At 49.0% G+C, this 20,211-nt stretch carries 18 protein-coding genes; 14 read left to right on the top strand and 4 right to left on the bottom strand.

The window, feature by feature from the left end; genetic code table 11:
* Positions 1-94 precede the first annotated feature (94 nt).
* From K8W53_RS21565 to pspG, 3 genes are all read left to right on the top strand, one after another.
* A complete protein-coding gene (locus K8W53_RS21565; protein ID WP_001039335.1) occupies positions 95-1,405 on the top strand; it encodes a conjugal transfer protein TraF in 1,311 nt (436 codons plus the stop codon).
* A gap of 87 nt (positions 1,406-1,492) precedes the next feature.
* On the top strand, positions 1,493-2,491 hold the full coding sequence (dusA, locus tag K8W53_RS21560; protein WP_001182233.1) for a tRNA dihydrouridine(20/20a) synthase DusA: 999 nt from the start codon (positions 1,493-1,495) through the stop codon (positions 2,489-2,491).
* 167 nt (positions 2,492-2,658) lie between these two features.
* Complete coding sequence (gene pspG / locus K8W53_RS21555; protein WP_000891414.1) at positions 2,659-2,901, top strand: envelope stress response protein PspG; 243 nt, start codon at positions 2,659-2,661, stop codon at positions 2,899-2,901.
* A gap of 174 nt (positions 2,902-3,075) precedes the next feature.
* On the opposite strand, the gene K8W53_RS21550 is transcribed toward pspG, so the two are convergent.
* A complete protein-coding gene (locus K8W53_RS21550; RefSeq protein WP_000235555.1) occupies positions 3,076-4,059 on the bottom strand; it encodes a quinone oxidoreductase in 984 nt (327 codons plus the stop codon).
* Positions 4,060-4,123: 64 nt separating this feature from the next.
* Here K8W53_RS21550 and dnaB point away from each other — a divergent pair, with 64 nt between their 5' ends.
* The 6 genes from dnaB to K8W53_RS21520 all read left to right on the top strand — a co-directional run bounded on the left by dnaB (position 4,124) and on the right by K8W53_RS21520 (position 9,833).
* Positions 4,124-5,539 carry a replicative DNA helicase gene (dnaB, locus tag K8W53_RS21545; RefSeq protein ID WP_000918353.1) on the top strand — a complete coding sequence of 472 codons (1,416 nt, stop codon included), beginning with the start codon at positions 4,124-4,126 and terminating at the stop codon, positions 5,537-5,539.
* Between the two features lie 31 nt (positions 5,540-5,570).
* A complete protein-coding gene (alr, locus tag K8W53_RS21540) occupies positions 5,571-6,650 on the top strand; it encodes an alanine racemase (RefSeq protein WP_001147301.1) in 1,080 nt (359 codons plus the stop codon).
* A gap of 185 nt (positions 6,651-6,835) precedes the next feature.
* Entirely contained in the window at positions 6,836-8,029 is a 1,194-nt protein-coding gene (tyrB, locus tag K8W53_RS21535) for an aromatic amino acid transaminase (protein WP_000486910.1), read from the top strand.
* Positions 8,030-8,215: 186 nt separating this feature from the next.
* Entirely contained in the window at positions 8,216-8,929 is a 714-nt protein-coding gene (gene aphA / locus K8W53_RS21530; protein ID WP_000724435.1) for an acid phosphatase AphA, read from the top strand.
* Between the two features lie 128 nt (positions 8,930-9,057).
* Positions 9,058-9,474, top strand: a complete 417-nt coding sequence (locus K8W53_RS21525) for a secondary thiamine-phosphate synthase enzyme YjbQ (protein ID WP_000270392.1) — start codon at positions 9,058-9,060, stop codon at positions 9,472-9,474.
* Positions 9,475-9,476: 2 nt separating this feature from the next.
* Positions 9,477-9,833, top strand: coding sequence for an MmcQ/YjbR family DNA-binding protein (locus tag K8W53_RS21520; protein WP_000155666.1), 357 nt, complete (start codon positions 9,477-9,479; stop codon positions 9,831-9,833).
* Here the strand turns inward: K8W53_RS21520 and K8W53_RS21515 are convergent, their stop codons facing one another.
* From K8W53_RS21515 to uvrA, 3 genes are all read right to left on the bottom strand, one after another.
* Positions 9,834-10,172, bottom strand: coding sequence for a hypothetical protein (locus tag K8W53_RS21515; protein ID WP_023205185.1), 339 nt, complete (start codon positions 10,170-10,172; stop codon positions 9,834-9,836).
* On the bottom strand, positions 10,159-10,614 hold the full coding sequence (locus K8W53_RS21510) for a hypothetical protein (protein ID WP_000432214.1): 456 nt from the start codon (positions 10,612-10,614) through the stop codon (positions 10,159-10,161). Before K8W53_RS21510 ends, K8W53_RS21515 begins: the two co-directional genes overlap by 14 nt.
* 131 nt (positions 10,615-10,745) lie before the next feature.
* Entirely contained in the window at positions 10,746-13,571 is a 2,826-nt protein-coding gene (gene uvrA, locus K8W53_RS21505) for an excinuclease ABC subunit UvrA (protein WP_224435201.1), read from the bottom strand.
* A gap of 247 nt (positions 13,572-13,818) precedes the next feature.
* Here uvrA and ssb1 point away from each other — a divergent pair, with 247 nt between their 5' ends.
* From ssb1 to siiD, 5 genes are all read left to right on the top strand, one after another.
* A complete protein-coding gene (gene ssb1, locus K8W53_RS21500) occupies positions 13,819-14,349 on the top strand; it encodes a single-stranded DNA-binding protein SSB1 (RefSeq protein WP_000168322.1) in 531 nt (176 codons plus the stop codon).
* Between the two features lie 1,247 nt (positions 14,350-15,596).
* Entirely contained in the window at positions 15,597-16,229 is a 633-nt protein-coding gene (siiA, locus tag K8W53_RS21495; RefSeq protein ID WP_023224742.1) for an SPI-4 type I secretion system auxiliary protein SiiA, read from the top strand.
* The gene (locus K8W53_RS21490) at positions 16,226-17,614 is read left to right on the top strand and encodes a MotA/TolQ/ExbB proton channel family protein (protein ID WP_023195271.1); all 1,389 of its coding nucleotides are present in this window, start codon (positions 16,226-16,228) and stop codon (positions 17,612-17,614) included. The genes siiA and K8W53_RS21490 overlap by 4 nt, the downstream gene beginning before the upstream one ends.
* Complete coding sequence (gene siiC, locus K8W53_RS21485) at positions 17,604-18,923, top strand: SPI-4 type I secretion system protein SiiC (protein ID WP_001541306.1); 1,320 nt, start codon at positions 17,604-17,606, stop codon at positions 18,921-18,923. The genes K8W53_RS21490 and siiC overlap by 11 nt, the downstream gene beginning before the upstream one ends.
* Positions 18,920-20,197 (top strand): SPI-4 type I secretion system protein SiiD, encoded by a 1,278-nt coding sequence (siiD, locus tag K8W53_RS21480; RefSeq protein WP_001081935.1) that lies wholly within the window; start codon positions 18,920-18,922, stop codon positions 20,195-20,197. The genes siiC and siiD overlap by 4 nt, the downstream gene beginning before the upstream one ends.
* Positions 20,198-20,211 lie beyond the last annotated feature (14 nt).

Below are 20,211 nucleotides of genomic sequence, written 5' to 3'. Positions count from 1 at the left end.
GGATTTAACATCACTATTTCACAGCAATAGTTCGCCTCTGTCCGGTAAAGCGTGGCGGAGGGATTACTTCACCTGATAATAAGATGGGCTAACTGTGAACAAAAACGTCAAACTTTCACTGATTGCTATCGCGGTCTCGCTTTTTATGGCAAAGCAGGCGAGCGCCGCCAATACCTGGACGGAAGCGCGTAATGACGCAATGGGCGGGACGGGCGTCGCGTCCGCGAATTATGGCAGCGGAGTACTGTTAAATCCGGCGTTACTGGCAAAAGCCAAACCGGAAGACAATATCACTGTTGTCCTTCCTGCGGTCGGCGTCCAGATTACGGATAAAGACAATCTCCAGGATGAAATTGACGATATCAGCGATAAAGTGGATTACTACGATGAGGTCGTCGATAACCTTACGCTGGGGCAAATTCTGCTCAATCCGCGAGGCGTGCTGAATCAATTTCAGGGCGCCGCGCGCGACCTGGCCGATGAGCTGGAATATCTCAACGGAAAAACCGCCCGCGCCAATGCCGGCGCCGGGTTGGCGGTAAGTATTCCAGGGCAAACGCTTTCCGTGGCGTTTATCGCCAAAGGTTATGCGCATGGGCGCGTGAGTTCGTCCATTGATCAGAACGATATTCAGTATTTGCGCGATATCCAGCATGATGAACGTGTCGCGCTTCGTGAAGCAGGACGCGCTGCTTTGCTGGGGTCTGACGAAATTACAAAGCATTTAAACTCTACCGCGTCGGGGCGGGTAGCGATTGTATCTGACTACGGTATTGCGCTGGCGAAGCAGTTTGTGGTGGGCGAGGTGCCTGTTTCCATTGGCGTTACGCCAAAACTGCAAAAAACCTGGCTCTATAACTACACCACCTCAATTTATAACTACGACAGTAGCGACTGGAATAGCAGCCGTTATCGCAATGACGATACGGGTTTTAACATTGATGCGGGGCTTGCTGCCGATATCGGTGAAAACTGGACGCTGGGGCTGAGCGGGCAAAATCTGGTATCTCGCGATATCGATACGAAAGATATTTACATCACTAATGGTATGACGGGAGAAACCACCAACTACAAAGATACATACCAAATCCGCCCCCTGGTTACCGCGGGCATCGCATGGCATAACGATTTGCTGACCGTAAGCGCCGATGGCGATCTGACGGAAACGAAAGGCTTTAAGAGCGAAGACAATTCACAGTACGTGGGTGTCGGCGCTGAAGTTCGACCGTTGTCATGGCTGGCGGTGCGCGCAGGGTATCGTGCGGATGTGAAAAATAACGATAGCAATGTGGTTACCGGCGGTCTTGGCTTTGCGCCCTTTAACCGCGTGCATCTCGACTTAATGGGACTGTACGGCGAAGATGAAACCTGGGGGGCTGGCGCGCAGCTTACGATGACATTCTGAGGCGTTTTCACCGGAGGCGCTACGCCTCCGGTTTAGCGTTATGCTATAGTGACGCCCCTTTTTTAACCGGATGCTTATTTATTCGCCATGCAGCCTGAAACCCAGTCCTCCGCTTTACCTGCTTATCGCTTCTCCATCGCGCCTATGCTCGACTGGACGGACAGACATTGCCGCTATTTCCTGCGTTTGCTGTCTCGCCAGACGCTGCTCTACACCGAAATGGTGACCACGGGCGCAATTATTCACGGTAAGGGTGACTATCTGGCTTACAGCGAAGAAGAGCATCCGGTCGCTCTACAGCTTGGTGGAAGCGATCCGGCTCAGCTTGCGCATTGTGCAAAGCTGGCGGAAGCGCGTGGCTACGATGAAATTAACCTCAACGTGGGGTGCCCTTCCGATCGCGTGCAAAACGGTATGTTTGGCGCCTGTTTGATGGGCAATGCGCAACTGGTCGCCGATTGTGTTAAAGCCATGCGTGATGTCGTCTCGATTCCGGTGACGGTAAAAACCCGCATTGGTATTGACGATCAGGACAGCTATGCGTTTCTGTGTGATTTCATCAATACGGTTTCCGGTCAGGGCGAATGCGAGATGTTTATTATCCATGCGCGCAAAGCCTGGCTTTCTGGCTTAAGCCCGAAAGAAAATCGTGAGATCCCGCCGCTGGATTACCCGCGCGTATACCAGCTAAAGCGGGATTTTCCGCACCTGACCATGTCCATTAACGGCGGCATCAAATCGCTGGAAGAGGCGAAGGAGCACCTGCGCCATATGGATGGCGTCATGGTTGGCCGCGAAGCTTATCAGAATCCGGGTATACTGGCCGCGGTGGATCGGGAGATCTTTGGCGCCGATACCACCGATGCCGACCCGGTTGCGGTGGTTCGCGCGATGTATCCCTATATTGAGCGTGAATTGAGCCAGGGAGCGTATCTGGGGCATATCACTCGCCATATGCTGGGGTTGTTCCAGGGCATCCCCGGCGCGCGGCAGTGGCGTCGCTATCTGAGCGAAAACGCCCATAAAGCTGGCGCGGATGTTGCTGTACTGGAGCAGGCGCTAAAACTGGTAGCAGACAAGCGTTAAAAGTTCGCCAAAAATTAGTCAATCTCACCACGATCTGTGCGGTCTTGCAGTGCGTTTTCTTTATATATCAAAAACATAAATATTGGCATGATTTTTGTAATAGCTTACCTGACCAAACCCGGTAAGCGCCGTGCCGCCGGGCAATGCCATCTTTATGGGGAGCGACTATGCTGGAACTACTTTTTGTGCTTGGCTTTTTTCTGATGTTAATGGTGACGGGCGTCTCCTTGCTGGGCATTCTGGCCGCGCTGGTTGTAGCGACTGCCGTCATGTTCCTGGGCGGAATGTTCGCCCTGATGATCAAGCTGTTACCGTGGCTACTGCTGGCGGTGGCTGTGGTGTGGGTGATCAAAGCAGTAAAAACGCCAAAAATCCCACAGTATCAGCGCAATAACCGTCGGTTTTACTAAGGTATTGAGCGGTTCGTCACAACCTGGAACTTTGCCCTCACAGGCAAATAGGAATCGATTATTAAATCTGTCATGATTGCGCAGGTAACGAATTCATCGCGCTGTACCCTACATACAGCCGAACAAAAAAAGAAAGGGCTTCCCGGGTGGAAGCCCAATTTCTTTGCAGAGCTATTACGGAATCAGCAGGCTTGAGCCCTGTGTGGCCCGGCTTTCCAGCACCTCATGCGCGCGACGTGCATCTTTTAACGCATAGCGTTGATTTTCAGCCACATCGACTTTAATCACGCCGCTGGCGATCAATGAGAACAATTCATTGCTGGCTTCGGTTAGTTCTTCACGCGTCGTAATATACCCCTGTAGTGAAGGTCGCGTGGCATACAGGGAACCTTTCTGATTCAGAATACCTAAATTCACGCCGGTGACGGGGCCGGACGCATTGCCGAAACTGACCATCAGTCCCCGACGTTGCAGGCAGTCCAGTGAGGCTTCCCAGGTATCTTTCCCCACGGAGTCATAGACCACGCGGACTTTTTTGCCGCCGGTGATCTCTTTTACCCGTTCTACAATGCTCTCCTCACGGTAATTAATTACCTGCCAGGCGCCGGCGTCCAGCGCCCGCTGCGCTTTTTGCGCGCTACCGACGGTACCGATAAGCTTCGCGCCCAGCGCTTTCGCCCATTGGCAGGCGATCAGACCGACGCCGCCCGCAGCGGCATGAAACAGGAAGGGTTCGTCGGGTTTCACTTCATAGGTTTTGCGCAACAGGTAAAAAACGGTCAATCCCTTGAGAAAAGAGGCTGCCGCCTGTTCGAAGGAAATGGCGTCAGGTAAAATCGCGGCTTTATCTGCGGGGACGTTATGGACGGAACTGTAAGCGCCGAGCGTTGACTGCGCGTAGACGACGCGATCGCCGACGCGAATGTGCTCCACGCCGTTGCCAACTTTACTGACCACACCCGCAGCTTCGGTTCCCAGGCCCGCAGGCAACGACGGGGGCGGATAGAGTCCGCTACGGATATAGGTGTCGATGAAGTTGATACCAATGGCTTTGTTCTCAACCTGGATTTCGTGTTCCGCCGGTTCCGTTGGCGTAAACTCCACGGTCTGAAGCACTTCCGGACCACCATGCTTGTGAAATTCAATACGCGTTGCCATGCTTCCTCCAAAAGAAATGTGGTAATCTTTCGACCCAATCACTATCTCGGTAACTCCATTCACTATGGCAGGAAATAAACCCTTCAACAAACCACAGACTGATGCCCGCGACCGCGATCCGCAGGTTGCCGGGATAAAAGTGCCGCCGCACTCGATTGAAGCGGAACAGTCGGTGTTGGGCGGTTTAATGCTGGATAACGAGCGCTGGGACGATGTGGCCGAGCGCGTGGTGGCGGAAGATTTCTATACCCGTCCGCATCGCCATATCTTTACGGAGATGGGGCGCTTGCAGGAAAGCGGCAGTCCTATCGACCTGATTACGCTCGCGGAATCGCTGGAGCGGCAGGGCCAACTGGACAGCGTCGGCGGTTTCGCCTATCTGGCGGAGTTGTCTAAAAACACGCCAAGCGCGGCGAATATCAGTGCTTATGCGGACATTGTGCGCGAACGCGCCGTTGTCCGCGATATGATCGCGGTGGCGCATGAAATTGCGGACGCTGGTTACGATCCACAGGGGCGTAATAGCGACGAACTGCTGGATCTGGCGGAGTCGCGCGTCTTCCAGATCGCGGAAAACCGGGCCAACAAAGACGAAGGCCCGAAAAGCATCGACCAGATTCTCGACGCTACCGTGGCGCGTATTGAGCAGTTGTTCCAGCAACCGCACGATGGCGTTACAGGCGTGGATACCGGCTATCAGGATCTCAATAAAAAGACGGCAGGGTTACAGCGTTCGGATTTGATTATCGTCGCGGCGCGTCCCTCCATGGGTAAAACCACTTTTGCGATGAACCTCTGCGAAAATGCGGCGATGTTGCAGGATAAACCGGTACTGATCTTTAGTCTGGAGATGCCCGGCGAACAGATCATGATGCGTATGCTGGCCTCGCTGTCCCGCGTCGATCAGACACGTATTCGTACCGGTCAACTCGATGATGAGGACTGGGCGCGAATCTCCGGCACGATGGGCATTCTGCTGGAGAAACGCAATATGTATATTGACGACTCCTCAGGTCTTACGCCGACAGAAGTCCGTTCGCGCGCACGGCGTATTTTCCGCGAACATGGCGGGTTAAGTCTGATTATGATCGACTACCTGCAATTGATGCGCGTGCCGTCGCTTTCTGATAACCGTACTCTGGAAATCGCCGAAATTTCTCGCTCGTTGAAAGCGCTGGCGAAGGAACTTCAGGTGCCGGTCGTGGCGCTATCGCAGCTTAACCGCTCCCTGGAACAACGCGCGGATAAACGTCCGGTGAACTCCGACCTGCGTGAATCCGGCTCTATTGAACAGGATGCCGACTTAATTATGTTTATCTACCGTGATGAGGTTTATCACGAGAACAGCGACTTAAAAGGCATTGCTGAAATTATTATTGGTAAGCAACGTAACGGTCCTATCGGTACGGTTCGTCTGACGTTCAATGGTCAGTGGTCGCGCTTCGATAACTATGCGGGACCGCAATACGATGATGAGTAACTCTCCGTCATTCTGTTAACAAGGAATTCAAATGCAAGCGGCAACAGTCGTCATTAACCGCCGCGCTCTGCGACACAACCTGCAACGTCTGCGTGAACTGGCGCCTGCCAGTAAGCTGGTTGCGGTGGTGAAAGCGAACGCTTATGGACACGGTCTTCTGGAGACCGCGCGAACGCTCCCTGATGCTGACGCTTTTGGCGTGGCGCGTCTTGAAGAGGCTCTACGTCTGCGAGCGGGCGGGATCACGCAGCCTATCCTGCTGCTGGAGGGTTTTTTCGACGCCGCCGATCTGCCGACCATTTCCGCGCAATGTCTGCATACCGCCGTACATAATCAGGAGCAGCTTGCCGCCCTGGAGGCCGTGGAGCTGGCGGAGCCAGTAACGGTCTGGATGAAACTGGATACCGGTATGCATCGTCTCGGCGTGCGCCCCGAAGAGGCGGAGGCGTTCTACCAGCGTCTGACGCACTGTAAAAATGTACGCCAGCCGGTGAATATCGTCAGCCATTTTGCCCGTGCGGATGAGCCGGAATGCGGCGCTACCGAACATCAGCTCGACATTTTTAATGCCTTCTGTCGGGGTAAACCCGGTCAGCGCTCTATTGCCGCGTCTGGCGGTATTCTGCTGTGGCCGCAGTCTCACTTTGACTGGGCGCGTCCGGGCATCATTTTGTATGGCGTATCGCCGCTGGAACACAAACCCTGGGGGCCGGATTTTGGTTTTCAGCCGGTGATGTCTTTAACCTCCAGTTTGATCGCGGTGCGTGACCACAAAGCGGGCGAACCGGTGGGCTACGGCGGGACATGGGTGAGTGAGCGCGACACGCGCCTGGGCGTGGTGGCGATGGGTTATGGCGATGGCTACCCACGAGCGGCGCCTTCCGGTACGCCAGTACTGGTCAATGGTCGTGAAGTCCCGATTGTCGGGCGGGTGGCGATGGATATGATTTGCGTGGATTTGGGGCCAAACGCGCAGGATAACGCGGGCGATCCGGTGGTCTTATGGGGCGAAGGTCTGCCGGTTGAACGTATCGCTGAAATGACAAAAGTAAGTGCTTACGAACTTATCACGCGCCTGACTTCAAGGGTGGCGATGAAGTATATTGATTAAATACGCGGCAGGCCGGGTGGCGCTTGCGCTTATCCGGCTTGTCTCGCGCATTGGCTGTAGGCCGGATAAGACGTTCACGCCGCCATCCGGCAATATGCGCATCCACCACAACATCCTCTCGATCTTCTCGTCCTTCCGGTTTATTGTGTTATTTCCTGCCCTCTGTAAACCTGGAGAACCATCGCGTGTTTCAAAAAGTTGACGCCTATGCCGGCGATCCGATTCTTTCACTGATGGAGCGTTTTAAAGACGACTCCCGTCACGACAAAGTAAATCTGAGCATTGGCCTGTATTACAACGAAGACGGGATTATCCCACAGCTCAAAACGGTGGCCGAAGCCGAAGCCCGGCTTAACGCGCAGCCGCATGGCGCTTCGCTGTACCTGCCGATGGAAGGACTCAATACTTATCGCCATACTATCGCGCCTTTGCTCTTTGGCGCCGATCACCCGGTTCTTCAGCAACAGCGCGTGGCTACTATCCAGACATTAGGCGGTTCCGGCGCGCTGAAAGTGGGCGCGGATTTCCTGAAGCGTTATTTCCCCGACGCAGGCGTATGGGTGAGCGACCCCACCTGGGAAAACCATATTGCGATATTTGCCGGGGCAGGATTCGAAGTGAGTACTTACCCCTGGTATGACGACGCGACTAACGGCATCCGTTTTAACGATCTGCTGGCCACGCTGAATACGTTACCTGCACGCAGTATCGTGCTGCTGCACCCCTGTTGTCACAACCCGACCGGGGCGGATTTAACGCCTTCGCAATGGGATGCGGTGATTGAAATAGTGAAAGCGCGCGATCTGATTCCGTTCCTTGATATTGCCTATCAGGGGTTTGGCGCAGGCATGGACGAGGATGCTTACGCTATTCGCGCCATTGCCAGCGCCGGGTTACCTGCGTTAGTCAGTAACTCTTTTTCGAAGATTTTCTCGCTGTACGGCGAGCGCGTCGGCGGCCTGTCCGTGGTGTGTGAAGATGCTGAAATTGCCGCGCGGGTTCTGGGACAGCTAAAAGCGACGGTGCGCCGAATTTACTCCAGTCCGCCGTGTTTCGGCGCTCAGGTGGTCGCTACGGTCCTGGGCGATGAGGCGTTAAAAGCGGGCTGGCTGGCGGAAGTCGACGCGATGCGTAACCGCATTATATCGATGCGCCAGACGCTGGTGAAGGAGCTGAAGGCGGAGATGCCTGACCGCAACTTTGATTACTTGTTACAGCAGCGCGGTATGTTCAGCTATACCGGGTTAAGCGAGGAGCAGGTCGAGCGGTTGCGCGATGAGTTTGGCGTTTACCTGATTGCCAGTGGCCGCATGTGTGTCGCCGGGCTTAATGCTTCAAATGTACACCGCGTGGCGAAGGCATTTGCCGCTGTCATGTAATATTCAGGCCGGACGGCGATAACATTGCCCTCCGGTCTGACAATAGCTGTTGTGATCATCCTCTTTTTTCGTAACAAAACCGCAGATAATCCTTCCTTTTGACCGTTACTGGCGTTATGGTCAGATAGTTTTTTGAGCAAAGACTCATCTTAATAACTATAATATTCTGAATTTTAAGGGAAAAGCATGAAAAAAATAACCCTGGCGCTGAGTGCCGTCTGTTTGTTGTTTACGCTAAACCATTCCGCGAATGCGTTAGTATCTTCCCCTTCGACGCTCAATCCGGGCACTAACGTTGCAAAACTCGCGGAACAAGCGCCTGTCCATTGGGTCTCTGTCGCCCAGATTGAAAACAGCCTCACCGGACGCCCGCCGATGGCGGTCGGCTTTGATATTGACGACACCGTGTTATTTTCCAGCCCCGGATTCTGGCGCGGAAAGAAAACCTACTCCCCGGACAGCGACGATTATCTGAAAAATCCGGCCTTTTGGGAAAAAATGAACAACGGCTGGGATGAGTTCAGTATTCCAAAAGAAGTGGCCCGACAGCTCATTGATATGCATGTTCGCCGTGGCGACAGTATTTACTTTGTCACTGGTCGTAGTCAGACGAAAACGGAAACCGTGTCGAAAACGCTGGCGGATAACTTCCATATTCCGGCGGCGAATATGAATCCGGTGATTTTCGCCGGCGATAAACCGGAACAAAATACGAAAGTACAGTGGCTGCAGGAGAAGAACATGCGTATCTTCTACGGCGATTCGGATAACGATATTACCGCGGCTCGTGATTGTGGTATCCGCGGTATTCGCATCCTGCGCGCGGCTAACTCCACCTACAAACCGCTGCCGCAGGCAGGAGCGTTTGGCGAGGAAGTCATTGTCAACTCGGAGTACTAAAAATCAGGAGAGCGACAGGCTCTCCTTTTTTGCATGATTTTTGCACAAACTTGCCCCGCTGGCTTTTACCTTTTCCAGACTTGCTGCACACTATTCAGGAGACGTTTGTTTTTAGGAAGGAGCAGCCTATGTGGTATCAGCGCACCATTACACTGAGCGAGAAGCCGCGCGGGTTTCATCTGATAACAGATGAAATTATCGATAAATTGTCTGGCTTACCGCCTGTCGAAACGGGTTTGCTGCATCTGTTGTTGCTACATACCTCGGCCTCGCTGACGCTAAACGAAAACTGCGATCCCACCGTGCGCGCTGATATGGAGCGCCATTTCCTGAAAACCGTTCCCGATAATGCGGCGTATGAACATGATTACGAAGGCGCGGATGACATGCCTTCGCATATTAAGTCGTCAGTATTGGGCGTCTCGTTGCTGCTGCCTGTACGCCAGGGGCGTTTACAGTTAGGAACATGGCAAGGTATCTGGTTGGGAGAGCACCGTATTCACGGCGGTCCACGTAAAATCATCGCGACACTACAAGGGGAATGATAATGACCATTTCGGAATTACTGCAATACTGCATGGCAAAACCTGGCGCAGAGCAGAGCGTCCACAGCGACTGGAAAGCGACGCAAATTAAAGTGGAAGATGTACTTTTCGCGATGGTAAAAGAAGTTGAAGGACGCCCGGCAGCCTCTCTCAAAACCAGCCCGGAACTGGCAGAGTTGTTACGTCAGCAGCACAGCGATGTACGACCGAGTCGGCACCTTAATAAAGCGCACTGGAGCACGGTCTATCTGGACGGATCGCTGCCGGATTCACAACTCTATTATCTGGTCGATGCCTCTTATCAACAGGCGGTAAATGCGCTGTCGGAAGATAAACGCAAGCAGTTGCCGCAGTCCTGATTATAGCGCGCCGACCAACAACACCAGGGCGATATCAATGAGGCGGATGACCGTAGACCGGATACGGCTGCCGAGGGCGATTTGCGCATTATTGGCGCGTAGCCTGGCGAGGTCCCGCTGTCCTTCCAGCAGAATAATCATATCGTCGTCGTCCAGCCAGCCGCGAGCATGTTCCTGAAGCGCGCGGGCGATAAACGCGGCGGACTCGCGGATACCGTCGTCGCTGTCTTCTCTTGCCTGCTTATACGCCTGGATAAACTCGGCAATCGCCGAAGAGACTACAGGGTGTTCGGCTCGGGCGGTGGTCATCAGGTTATGTATTTCGTTAATAGACGCCATTTTCTTCTCCCTGAGTGCAGCGGGCGCCCCAATGCAGACACTCACCCTGTATGGCTAATTTCCAGACCTGATTATTTTGCTGTTGGTATCTCTCAGCCTGGATGTAAGTAAGTGGTTGCTTACGTTGTATAACCCGCGCATAAAGACGCAAATAGTGATTTTTCAGCAGCGCCAGATTTTCGAGTCGGTGTTTATCCCCACCTTGACGGGCGACCCGCTCAGCCTGAAAAAATGTCTGGCGGATATCGCGGTCATCCTTGAGCAGTGTCTCTTTTTGCCACGGTATTCGCGCCGCGTCCTGCAGGAAGCGGGTTGAGCGCGCTTGTAATAGCGTCAGTTGTTGAAAAGCCACGGCGCTAAAGCGGTCAGGCAGCGTACAGGCGGATAAAAACAGGCACAGCAGTAGTGTGATTGCGTAGGGCAACTTCATGGTGTTTTCCATAACAGACCGTTTGCGCTATCACATGTCAGAGCGAGGCGGCACGCAAATCACAAATGCTCAACACGGAGACAATGAGGTGGGATGAGGAAAAATGATGCCGCTTCCCGGCGAATCGGAAAGCGGCGTGAAGGTTATTTGAGCATAGGTTTAAGGAAGCGGGCGGTATGCGACGCCTCGCACTCCGCCACGGTTTCCGGCGTACCGGAGACGAGAATTTCGCCGCCGCCGCTGCCGCCTTCCGGGCCGAGGTCGACAATCCAGTCCGCCGTTTTAATGACGTCCAGGTTGTGTTCGATCACCACGATGGTGTTGCCCTGATCGCGCAACTGATGCAGAACGTCAAGCAGCTGCTGAATATCGGCAAAGTGCAGGCCGGTGGTCGGCTCGTCGAGAATATACAGCGTCTGCCCGGTGCCGCGCTTCGACAGTTCGCGCGCCAGCTTCACGCGCTGGGCCTCGCCGCCGGAAAGCGTCGTCGCCGACTGACCAAGACGGATATAGGTCAGCCCCACGTCCATCAGCGTCTGCAGCTTACGCGCCAGCGCCGGAACCGCATCAAAGAACTCACGCGCTTCTTCAATGGTCATATCCAGCACTTCGTGGATGGTCTTGCCTTTGTACTTAATCTCCAGCGTTTCCCGGTTATAGCGCTTGCCTTTGCACTGGTCGCACGGCACGTAAATATCTGGCAGAAAGTGCATTTCGACTTTAATGACGCCATCGCCCTGGCACGCTTCGCAGCGACCGCCGCGCACGTTGAAGCTGAATCGCCCTGGCGTATAGCCGCGCGAGCGAGACTCCGGCACGCCAGCAAAAAGCTCGCGAACCGGGGTAAAGACGCCCGTATAGGTCGCCGGGTTGGAACGCGGGGTGCGCCCGATCGGGCTCTGGTCGATATCGATCACTTTATCGAAATGTTCCAGCCCCTGAATATCCCGATACGGCGCCGGTTCGGCGATAGTCGCCCCGTTTAACTGACGCTGGGCGATGGGGAACAGCGTATCGTTAATCAGCGTCGATTTACCGGAACCCGAGACGCCGGTGATACAGGTAAACAGCCCTACCGGTAGCGTAAGGGTCACATCTTTCAGGTTGTTGCCGCGCGCGCCGGTGAGTTTGAGCACTTTTTCTGGATTTGCCGGCACGCGTTGTTTCGGCACTTCAATTTTGCGTTTACCGCTCATGTACTGGCCGGTCAGTGATTCCGGTACCGCCATAATGGCTTCCAGCGGGCCTTCCGCCAGCACCTCGCCGCCGTGAACGCCCGCGCCGGGGCCAATATCAATCACATGGTCGGCGGCGCGGATGGCGTCTTCATCGTGTTCCACCACAATCACGGTATTGCCAAGATTACGCAGATGAATCAGCGTACCCAGCAGCCGTTCGTTATCGCGCTGGTGCAGACCGATGGACGGTTCATCCAGCACATACATCACGCCGACTAACCCGGCGCCTATCTGGCTCGCCAGACGAATACGCTGGGCTTCGCCGCCGGAAAGCGTCTCTGCCGAGCGGGAAAGCGTGAGATAGTTCAGGCCGACGTTCACCAGAAACTTGAGGCGATCGCCGATCTCTTTTAGCACTTTTTCGGCGATTTTCGCTCGTTGCCCGGAAAGCTTGAGATTAGTGAAAAAATCCATCGCATGGCCAATGCTCATATCGGAAATAGCAGGCAGCGGCGTATTTTCCACAAATACATGGCGCGCTTCGCGATTCAGTCGCGTTCCTTCACAGCTGGCGCAGGGGCGATTACTGATGAACTTCGCCAGCTCTTCGCGCACCGCGCTGGATTCCGTCTCTTTATAACGGCGCTCCATATTATGCAGCACGCCTTCGAACGGATGGCGGCGCACGGAGGTATCGCCGCGATCGTTCATATATTTAAATTCAATGTTCTCTTTGCCGGAACCGTACAGCACGACTTTATGTACGTTGGCGCTGAGGCTTGCCCACGGCGCATCTACGTCGAACTTATAGTGTTCCGCCAGCGACTTGAGCATTTGAAAGTAGTAAAAATTGCGACGATCCCAACCACGAATCGCGCCGCCTGCCAGCGACAGGTCGGGATTCTGGATCACGCGGTCCGGATCGAAATATTGCTGAACGCCGAGCCCGTCACAGGTCGGGCAGGCGCCTGCCGGGTTGTTGAACGAGAACAGACGCGGTTCCAGCTCGCGCATACTGTAGCCGCAAATCGGGCAGGCAAAATTGGCGGAGAACAGAAGCTCCTCCGCTTTCTCATCGTCCATATCGGCAACAACCGCCGTGCCGCCGGATAATTCCAGCGCCGTTTCGAACGACTCCGCCAGGCGTTGGGAAAGATCGTTGCGAACTTTGAAGCGATCGATCACCACCTCAATGGTATGTTTCTTTTGCAGCTCCAGCTTCGGCGGATCGGAGAGATCGCAGACTTCGCCGTCAATACGGGCGCGAATGTAACCCTGGCTTGCCAGATTTTCCAGCGTTTTGGTGTGTTCGCCTTTACGCTCTTTAATAATCGGCGCCAGCAGCATCAGACGTTTGCCTTCCGGCTGCGACAGCACGTTATCGACCATCTGGCTAACGGTTTGCGCCGCCAGCGGCACGTCATGGTCCGGACAACGCGGCTCGCCCACGCGGGCAAACAGCAGGCGCAGGTAGTCGTGGATCTCGGTAATAGTACCCACCGTAGAGCGCGGGTTGTGCGATGTCGATTTCTGTTCAATTGAGATCGCGGGTGATAGCCCCTCAATATGGTCGACATCCGGTTTTTCCATGAGCGACAAAAACTGCCGCGCGTAAGCGGAGAGCGATTCAACGTAACGACGCTGCCCTTCGGCATACAGAGTGTCGAAAGCCAGTGAGGATTTGCCTGAACCCGAAAGCCCGGTCACGACAATCAGTTTGTCGCGGGGGATGACGAGGTTAATATTTTTGAGATTATGGGTGCGGGCGCCCCGAACTTCGATCTTATCCATTCACCTTTCCCGGTAGAGACTCGGATGCCTGGTTTGTTTGAAGGACAAACGGCAGAAACGGCTAATTATGACACAATTTAACCTGTTTGAATATACAGTATTGGAATGCATCTTCAGCTAAAGTATGCAACAATATGAGGTTCGCGCGAGTGACCTGGAACCTGCATCGCAGCTATTAAAATGCTACGTGGAAATGGTACACTCACGCGTTTACACTATTTATGAAACGTATTCAGGAGACTCAATTATGGCCAGCAGAGGCGTAAACAAGGTGATTCTCGTTGGTAATCTGGGCCAGGACCCGGAAGTACGCTATATGCCGAGTGGCGGCGCTGTCGCCAACTTAACGCTGGCTACTTCTGAATCCTGGCGCGATAAGCAGACCGGCGAAATGAAAGAGCAGACTGAATGGCACCGGGTGGTGATGTTCGGCAAACTGGCGGAAGTGGCCGGCGAATATCTGCGTAAAGGTTCTCAGGTGTATATCGAAGGTCAATTGCGTACCCGCAAGTGGACCGATCAGAGTGGCCAGGAACGCTATACGACTGAAATTAACGTTCCGCAGATCGGCGGCGTGATGCAGATGCTGGGTGGTCGCCAGGGCGGCGGCGCACCGGCAGGCGGTCAGCAGCAGGGGGGTTGGGGTCAACCGCAACAACCTCAGCAGCCGCAGGGCGGCAACCAGTTCAGCGGCGGCGCGCAGTCACGTCCACAGCAATCCGCGCCAGCGCCGTCTAACGAACCGCCAATGGATTTTGATGACGACATTCCGTTCTGATTTTTGGTAAAAAACTCAAAGCGTTATTTGCATTTTCGCTATAGTTCTCGTCTGCTGAAATGCCTGGTGTAAACCAGGCATTTTCTTACCTGGTATTATTGTCTTAGAGCCTATCCCACCAGGCGTTATTGGCGCAGCCAGTTTGGACACGGACAGCGCGCAAAAACCGGAGCGTATACGTAGTACGTGAAGTTTGACTCGCTACGCTCGCCCTTCGGGCCGCCGCAAGCGGCGTTCAAAACGCTAACGCGTTTTGGCGAGCACTGCCCAGGACCAAAATGGCAAGTAAAATAGCCCTAATGGGATAGGCTCTTAGTATCCCTTTCAAAAAAGAGAAGCGCATATCTTACGGAAAAATGTCGCTTATCGCCTCTGGCCGACTCGCCTCGGCACATCATTATCCAGCCGAAGTTCATAAATGTACTGCAATAACACGGATTGTCTTAAATATGAAAGAGAAAACTCATCTGCAAAATATATAATTTATAGCCATTTTTTGACAACAAAAAGATATTATAAAATAACGTTAGAGAATGGTCGGTATTATCAATAGTTAATTAAATGTTTGCTTTAGCTTGTGATGAGCTCAAATATGATATGTGCATCTTGCTTTATTTTTAATTGCTGAAGATAAAGTTGTTACTTATAGCTGGCTTTATATAAAAAATGGTTTTATTTGTGTGTGTTTTTACGCAATTCTGATTTTTTACTCCCCACTTATTATATTTTTAATGATTTAAGTTATATTGAAGTCCCTATGACCCTATGTTTTAATTGTGAAAATTAATTTTATCCTCTGGAGGCAAATTTATTAAATACGTATGGTTATAACGCGTATTAAAAAGAAATATGTCCTTAAAATGATTTAGAGTTTCAATGATTAGCTAACAAATCTATTTATCGGCGGGTGGTTTTAATTTGCTGATACTATTTTTTATTTATGAGTTGAGAGCTTATGCGATACCTATTATTGGGGAAGATATAGTTAGTGCAATAATTGATGTCTACCTAATTAAAAAATGAAGAGTGTTTTTAATTAAAGCACTCATCTTTGTTGTGGGCGCATAAAAATGGCGTCGTTGTTTTTATTTTTCTGATTACGAGATGTAAGAAAACTGAAATCTATAAAGCGTATTGGTAGCAGGAAGCCAAGGGCGGTAGCGTTCACTTTCTGAATAAGTTGAGCATCCATTATCCTTTCTAATCCACAAAAACATTTTATTCACAATGTAATATCAGGAGACAACATGGAAGACGAAAGTAATCCGTGGCCTAGTTTTGTTGATACATTCTCTACGGTATTGTGCATTTTTATATTTCTTATGTTGGTGTTTGCACTTAATAATATGATTATTATGTATGACAACTCAATTAAAGTTTATAAAGCAAATATAGAGAGTAAGACTAAATCTACTGCTCAAAATAGCGGAGCCAATGACAATTCAAATGCTAATGAAATAGATAATAAGGAAGTGAATACACAAGATGTGTCGGACGGAATGACTACAATGTCAGGTAAGGAGGTTGGAGTATACGATATCGCCGATGGTCAGAAAATTGATATAACATATACAAAAAATGAGCTTGTTATTACGTATCATGGCAGGCTGAGAAGCTTTTCAGAAGAGGACACTCATAAAATAGAGGCTTGGTTAGAAGACAAAACTAATAGTAATTTATTGATAGAAATGGTTATTCCTCAGGCAGACATCTCTTTCTCTGACTCTTTACGACTGGGATATGAACGGGGAATTATTTTAATGAAAGAGATTAAGAAGATATATCCTGATGTAGTTATTGACATGAGTGTTAACTCCGCAGCATCAAGTACAACGAGTAAAGCTATTATCACGACTATTAATAAAAAGGTGTCAGAGTGAAATATATAAATCATTACCGCTATTTGTTTGTCTGTTTTTTCCTTGCCATACTCCCTTTTTTCGCTTTATCTTTTCCCGGTATAAGAGAGTATGTCTTTGATAACTTCATGGTTTCTGCAATTTACAATGGAGTCATTATTGCCATTTATATTACAGGTTCTTTGTGTGCATTATTCACTATTCTTAAAAATATTTCAGCAAAAGACATATTAATAGCTCAGGACGCCAGTAGAAAAAATAGCATTCTTTCTAACCTCAATCAGGTTTTGTTTGCCGGGGAACCCAAACAGTGTGATTTCAATTTACTGATGGAATTAGATGACAATGTGTCTACCGCCCGTAATCAACGATTATCATTTATTATGAGCTGTAGCAATGTGTCGACGCTTGTTGGCCTGTTGGGGACGTTTGCGGGTCTGTCTATTACGATTGGTTCAATCGGGAACTTATTGAGCTCGCCATCAGATGTTGGCGGTGATAATGCAAGTAATACACTCAATATGATCGTGACAATGGTAGCGTCGCTTTCTGAACCATTGAAAGGGATGAATACCGCATTTGTATCTTCTATCTATGGTGTTGTTTGCGCCATCCTCCTGACCTCACAAAGTGTTTTTGTTCGCAGCTCCTATTCCCTTGTTTCTACGGAAATCAAAAAATTAAAAATCATAAGCAACAGATCCAATAATAAACAACGAAGCCTGCGGGTTGAATCAGAGACGCTTGTAGAATTTAAAGAGTTGTTTAAAGCGTTTTTTGATAACTACCTGACAGTTGAAAACTTACGGGCGCAGGATGAAGAAAAGAAACGAGTGATGCTATCAGATAGCTTTGTCACTTTGCAAAACCGACTATTGGATAACTCAGCAAAACTGGAACAACTTTCTACGCTGATTGATGGTTATCTGGTAAGCAGTAACGAAAATCTCAAAAAATTATCTGACGGTGTAATAACAATTACCTCTCGTTTATCTGAAGGTAATATCCTGCTTGCTGATAATAATGCACGACTGGAGGCAATGAGTACAATACAAAATATTATAGATAAAAAGAATGATTCAATAATGGCATCAGTTGATAAATGTTATCAGGAATCTCTTTCACATGGTAAGACCATAAACGATATTGCCGCTGGCAGTGCCGATATTTCCCATACTCTCGATGGGCTGAGAAAAGAAATGGATGAGGATATGAATAATGTTCATTTAGCGCTATCCGATCTATCGGCTACTGATAAAAAGATTATTACTAATACTAAAGAGATTAGTGCTGAAATGGTTAGCTACCGTGATACCTATATGCCATTAATGGAAAAAATAACATCTATGCATCAGGAAATAGTAAAGCAACGTTTGTTAAACAAGGAGGAAAAAAATGAAGATTAAGATGTTTTTTCTGACGACTGCTTTTATTACACAAAGCACATACGCCAGCGAGCTTCCGGTCATTCCTCTAAGAGATTTAGTTAATGCCGCATTAACACATCAGCCCTCTGTTGCTGTTTCATATTATGAGACTGAAAAGAAAAACAGTGACTTAGATCTTTCACGGGCAGCACTTTATCCTACCCTGGATCTAACATCTGGCCTTAATAATAACAGAAAGGAGTCGTCAGGTACCGAGAGGAACGTTGAAAATAAGGTGTCTTTATCATACCGAATAACGGATTTTGGAGTGAGGGGGGCTAATATCAGGAAATCTGAATATGAAAGAGATAATAGTAAAACTGACTATGAAAAAACAAAGAATATAGTGTCTCAGGAGGTTGTGACAACCTATTACAACATCAGTAAATATCGTGAAATGATTGATGGCGTAAATCTGGAGAAAGAGTTTTATAAAAAGATGCTGGAAACTTTTTCGTTGCTGGTATCTTCCGGTGTAGCGATGCAATCTGATATGCGTAAAGTACAAGTATCTATCGATGCATTAAATACCAGAAGCATTATGTATCAGTCGATGTTGGATGATGAAATGTATAAAATGCAGAATATGACTGGTCTGAATTTATCGCCAGTTCAGATTCAAAGCGATGAAAAATTCAACCTCTTCAAAAAATATATCTTTGTCGAAAGCCCTGAAAAACTTATGGACATGGTGATGAAATACAACGATGACTATAAGATGCTTGTCAATACCCGAAAAGCCGCGACCGAAGATATTAATGCCGCAAAATCATCCTATTTTCCGACTGTAGATCTCGTGTCCAGCTATGTACAGAATAACCCGAGCGGTAGTGCCAAAAAAAGTGATTATGAAGATGAATTTAAAACGGGTATCAATGTCAGTTTCAACATTTTTAATGGGTTCAGAAATTCAGCCCAGGAAAGAAAAATGGTGGCAAGTTACTCGCAGGCTAAGCTGCAAATTGACGATTTTTTGATTAAAACGCGTTATAACATTGATTCACAACTTTCAAGATACGCCGCTGCAAAAGAGACTTACTCAGTGGCGGAACGTTCACATACAAACGCGTTACAGCTTACTGAATTATATGAGCAGGAGTTTCAGTTAGGGCAAAAAAGTTTGCTTGATTTAATTTCAAGCCGTAATGAAGCATTTCAGGCATATGTAAGCATGATCGACAGCAAATATAGCCTGTATATTTTAAAGTTACAGCAACTCTCATTGATTTTTCATTTAATGGATTATTTAAAAGGAAATACTGAAAGTGAGTTAAATGTAATGAAATGAATAGAAGACAAAGCGATCATCTCATGATGATAATTATTTCTTTGACGATCTTAATTATTATCCTTACCTACTTTATAGAAATTAATTCAGTGGTTCATGGTCAGGGCGTTATCACCACTAAAGATAATGCTCAGTTAATATCTCTTTCTAAAGGAGGGACGATACAAGATATTTATGTAGCCGAGGGTGATACTGTAAAAAAAGGAGAACTCCTTGCAAAGGTCGTTAACCTTGATCTGCAAAAAGAATATCAAAGGTATAGAACTCAAAAAGGGTATCTGGATAAAGATGTTAACGAAATATCTTTCATTCTTGATAAAGAAAATGAGAGTGGGTTGATTACCCTGGATGGTACCCGTTCTTTAAGCAATAAAGAGGTAAAAGCGAATATTGAATTAGTGCATAGTCAGATAAGAGCTAAAGAGTTAAAAAAAACCTCTCTTGATTCTGAGATTAGCGGATTACAAGAGAAGCTGAGTTCGAAAGAAAAAGAACTTGCATTGCTTGCCGAAGAAATAAATATTCTTTCTCCACTGGTAAAAAAAGGAATTAGCCCATATACCAATTTTCTTAACAAGAAACAGGCGTATATAAAAGTTAAGTCTGAAATTAATGATATTGAAAGTAGCATCACTTTAAAAAAAGATGATATTGAGCTGGTTGTTAATGATATTGAGGCGCTTAATAATGAATTGCGCTTATCTTTATCTAAAATAATATCTAAAAATCTTCAGGAACTTGAGGTTGTTAACTCTACATTAAAAGTAATAGAGAAGCAGATAAATGAGGAGGATATCTATTCACCGGTTGACGGTGTAATTTATAAAATCAATAAAAGTGCCACTACTCATGGTGGTGTGATTCAGGCGGCAGACTTACTTTTTGAAATAAAACCAAAAGTAAGGACTATGCTGGCCGATGTGAAAATATTACCCAAATACCGTGACCAAATATATGTAGATGAAGCCGTTAAACTGGATGTGCAGTCAATTATCCAACCAAAGATAAAATCGTATAATGCGACTATCGATAATATTAGCCCTGATTCCTATGAGGAAAATACCGGAGGAACAATTCAGCGTTATTATAAAGTAATTATTGCATTCGATGTTAATGAAGATGATTTACGGTGGTTAAAACCAGGTATGACTGTTGACGCTAGTGTAATTACCGGAAAACACAGCATTATGGAATACCTGTTATCTCCCTTGATGAAAGGCGTGGACAAAGCCTTTTCAGAACCCGTTAATACTAAACGATTAGATACACCTTGAGAGTGAATATAATA

It is taken from the genome of Salmonella sp. A29-2, assembly GCF_020150755.1.
GTDB lineage: Bacteria > Pseudomonadota > Gammaproteobacteria > Enterobacterales > Enterobacteriaceae > Salmonella > Salmonella enterica.
The sequence above is the reverse complement of the archived record's forward strand: the minus strand, read 5'-3'. Positions and strand labels throughout refer to the sequence as shown.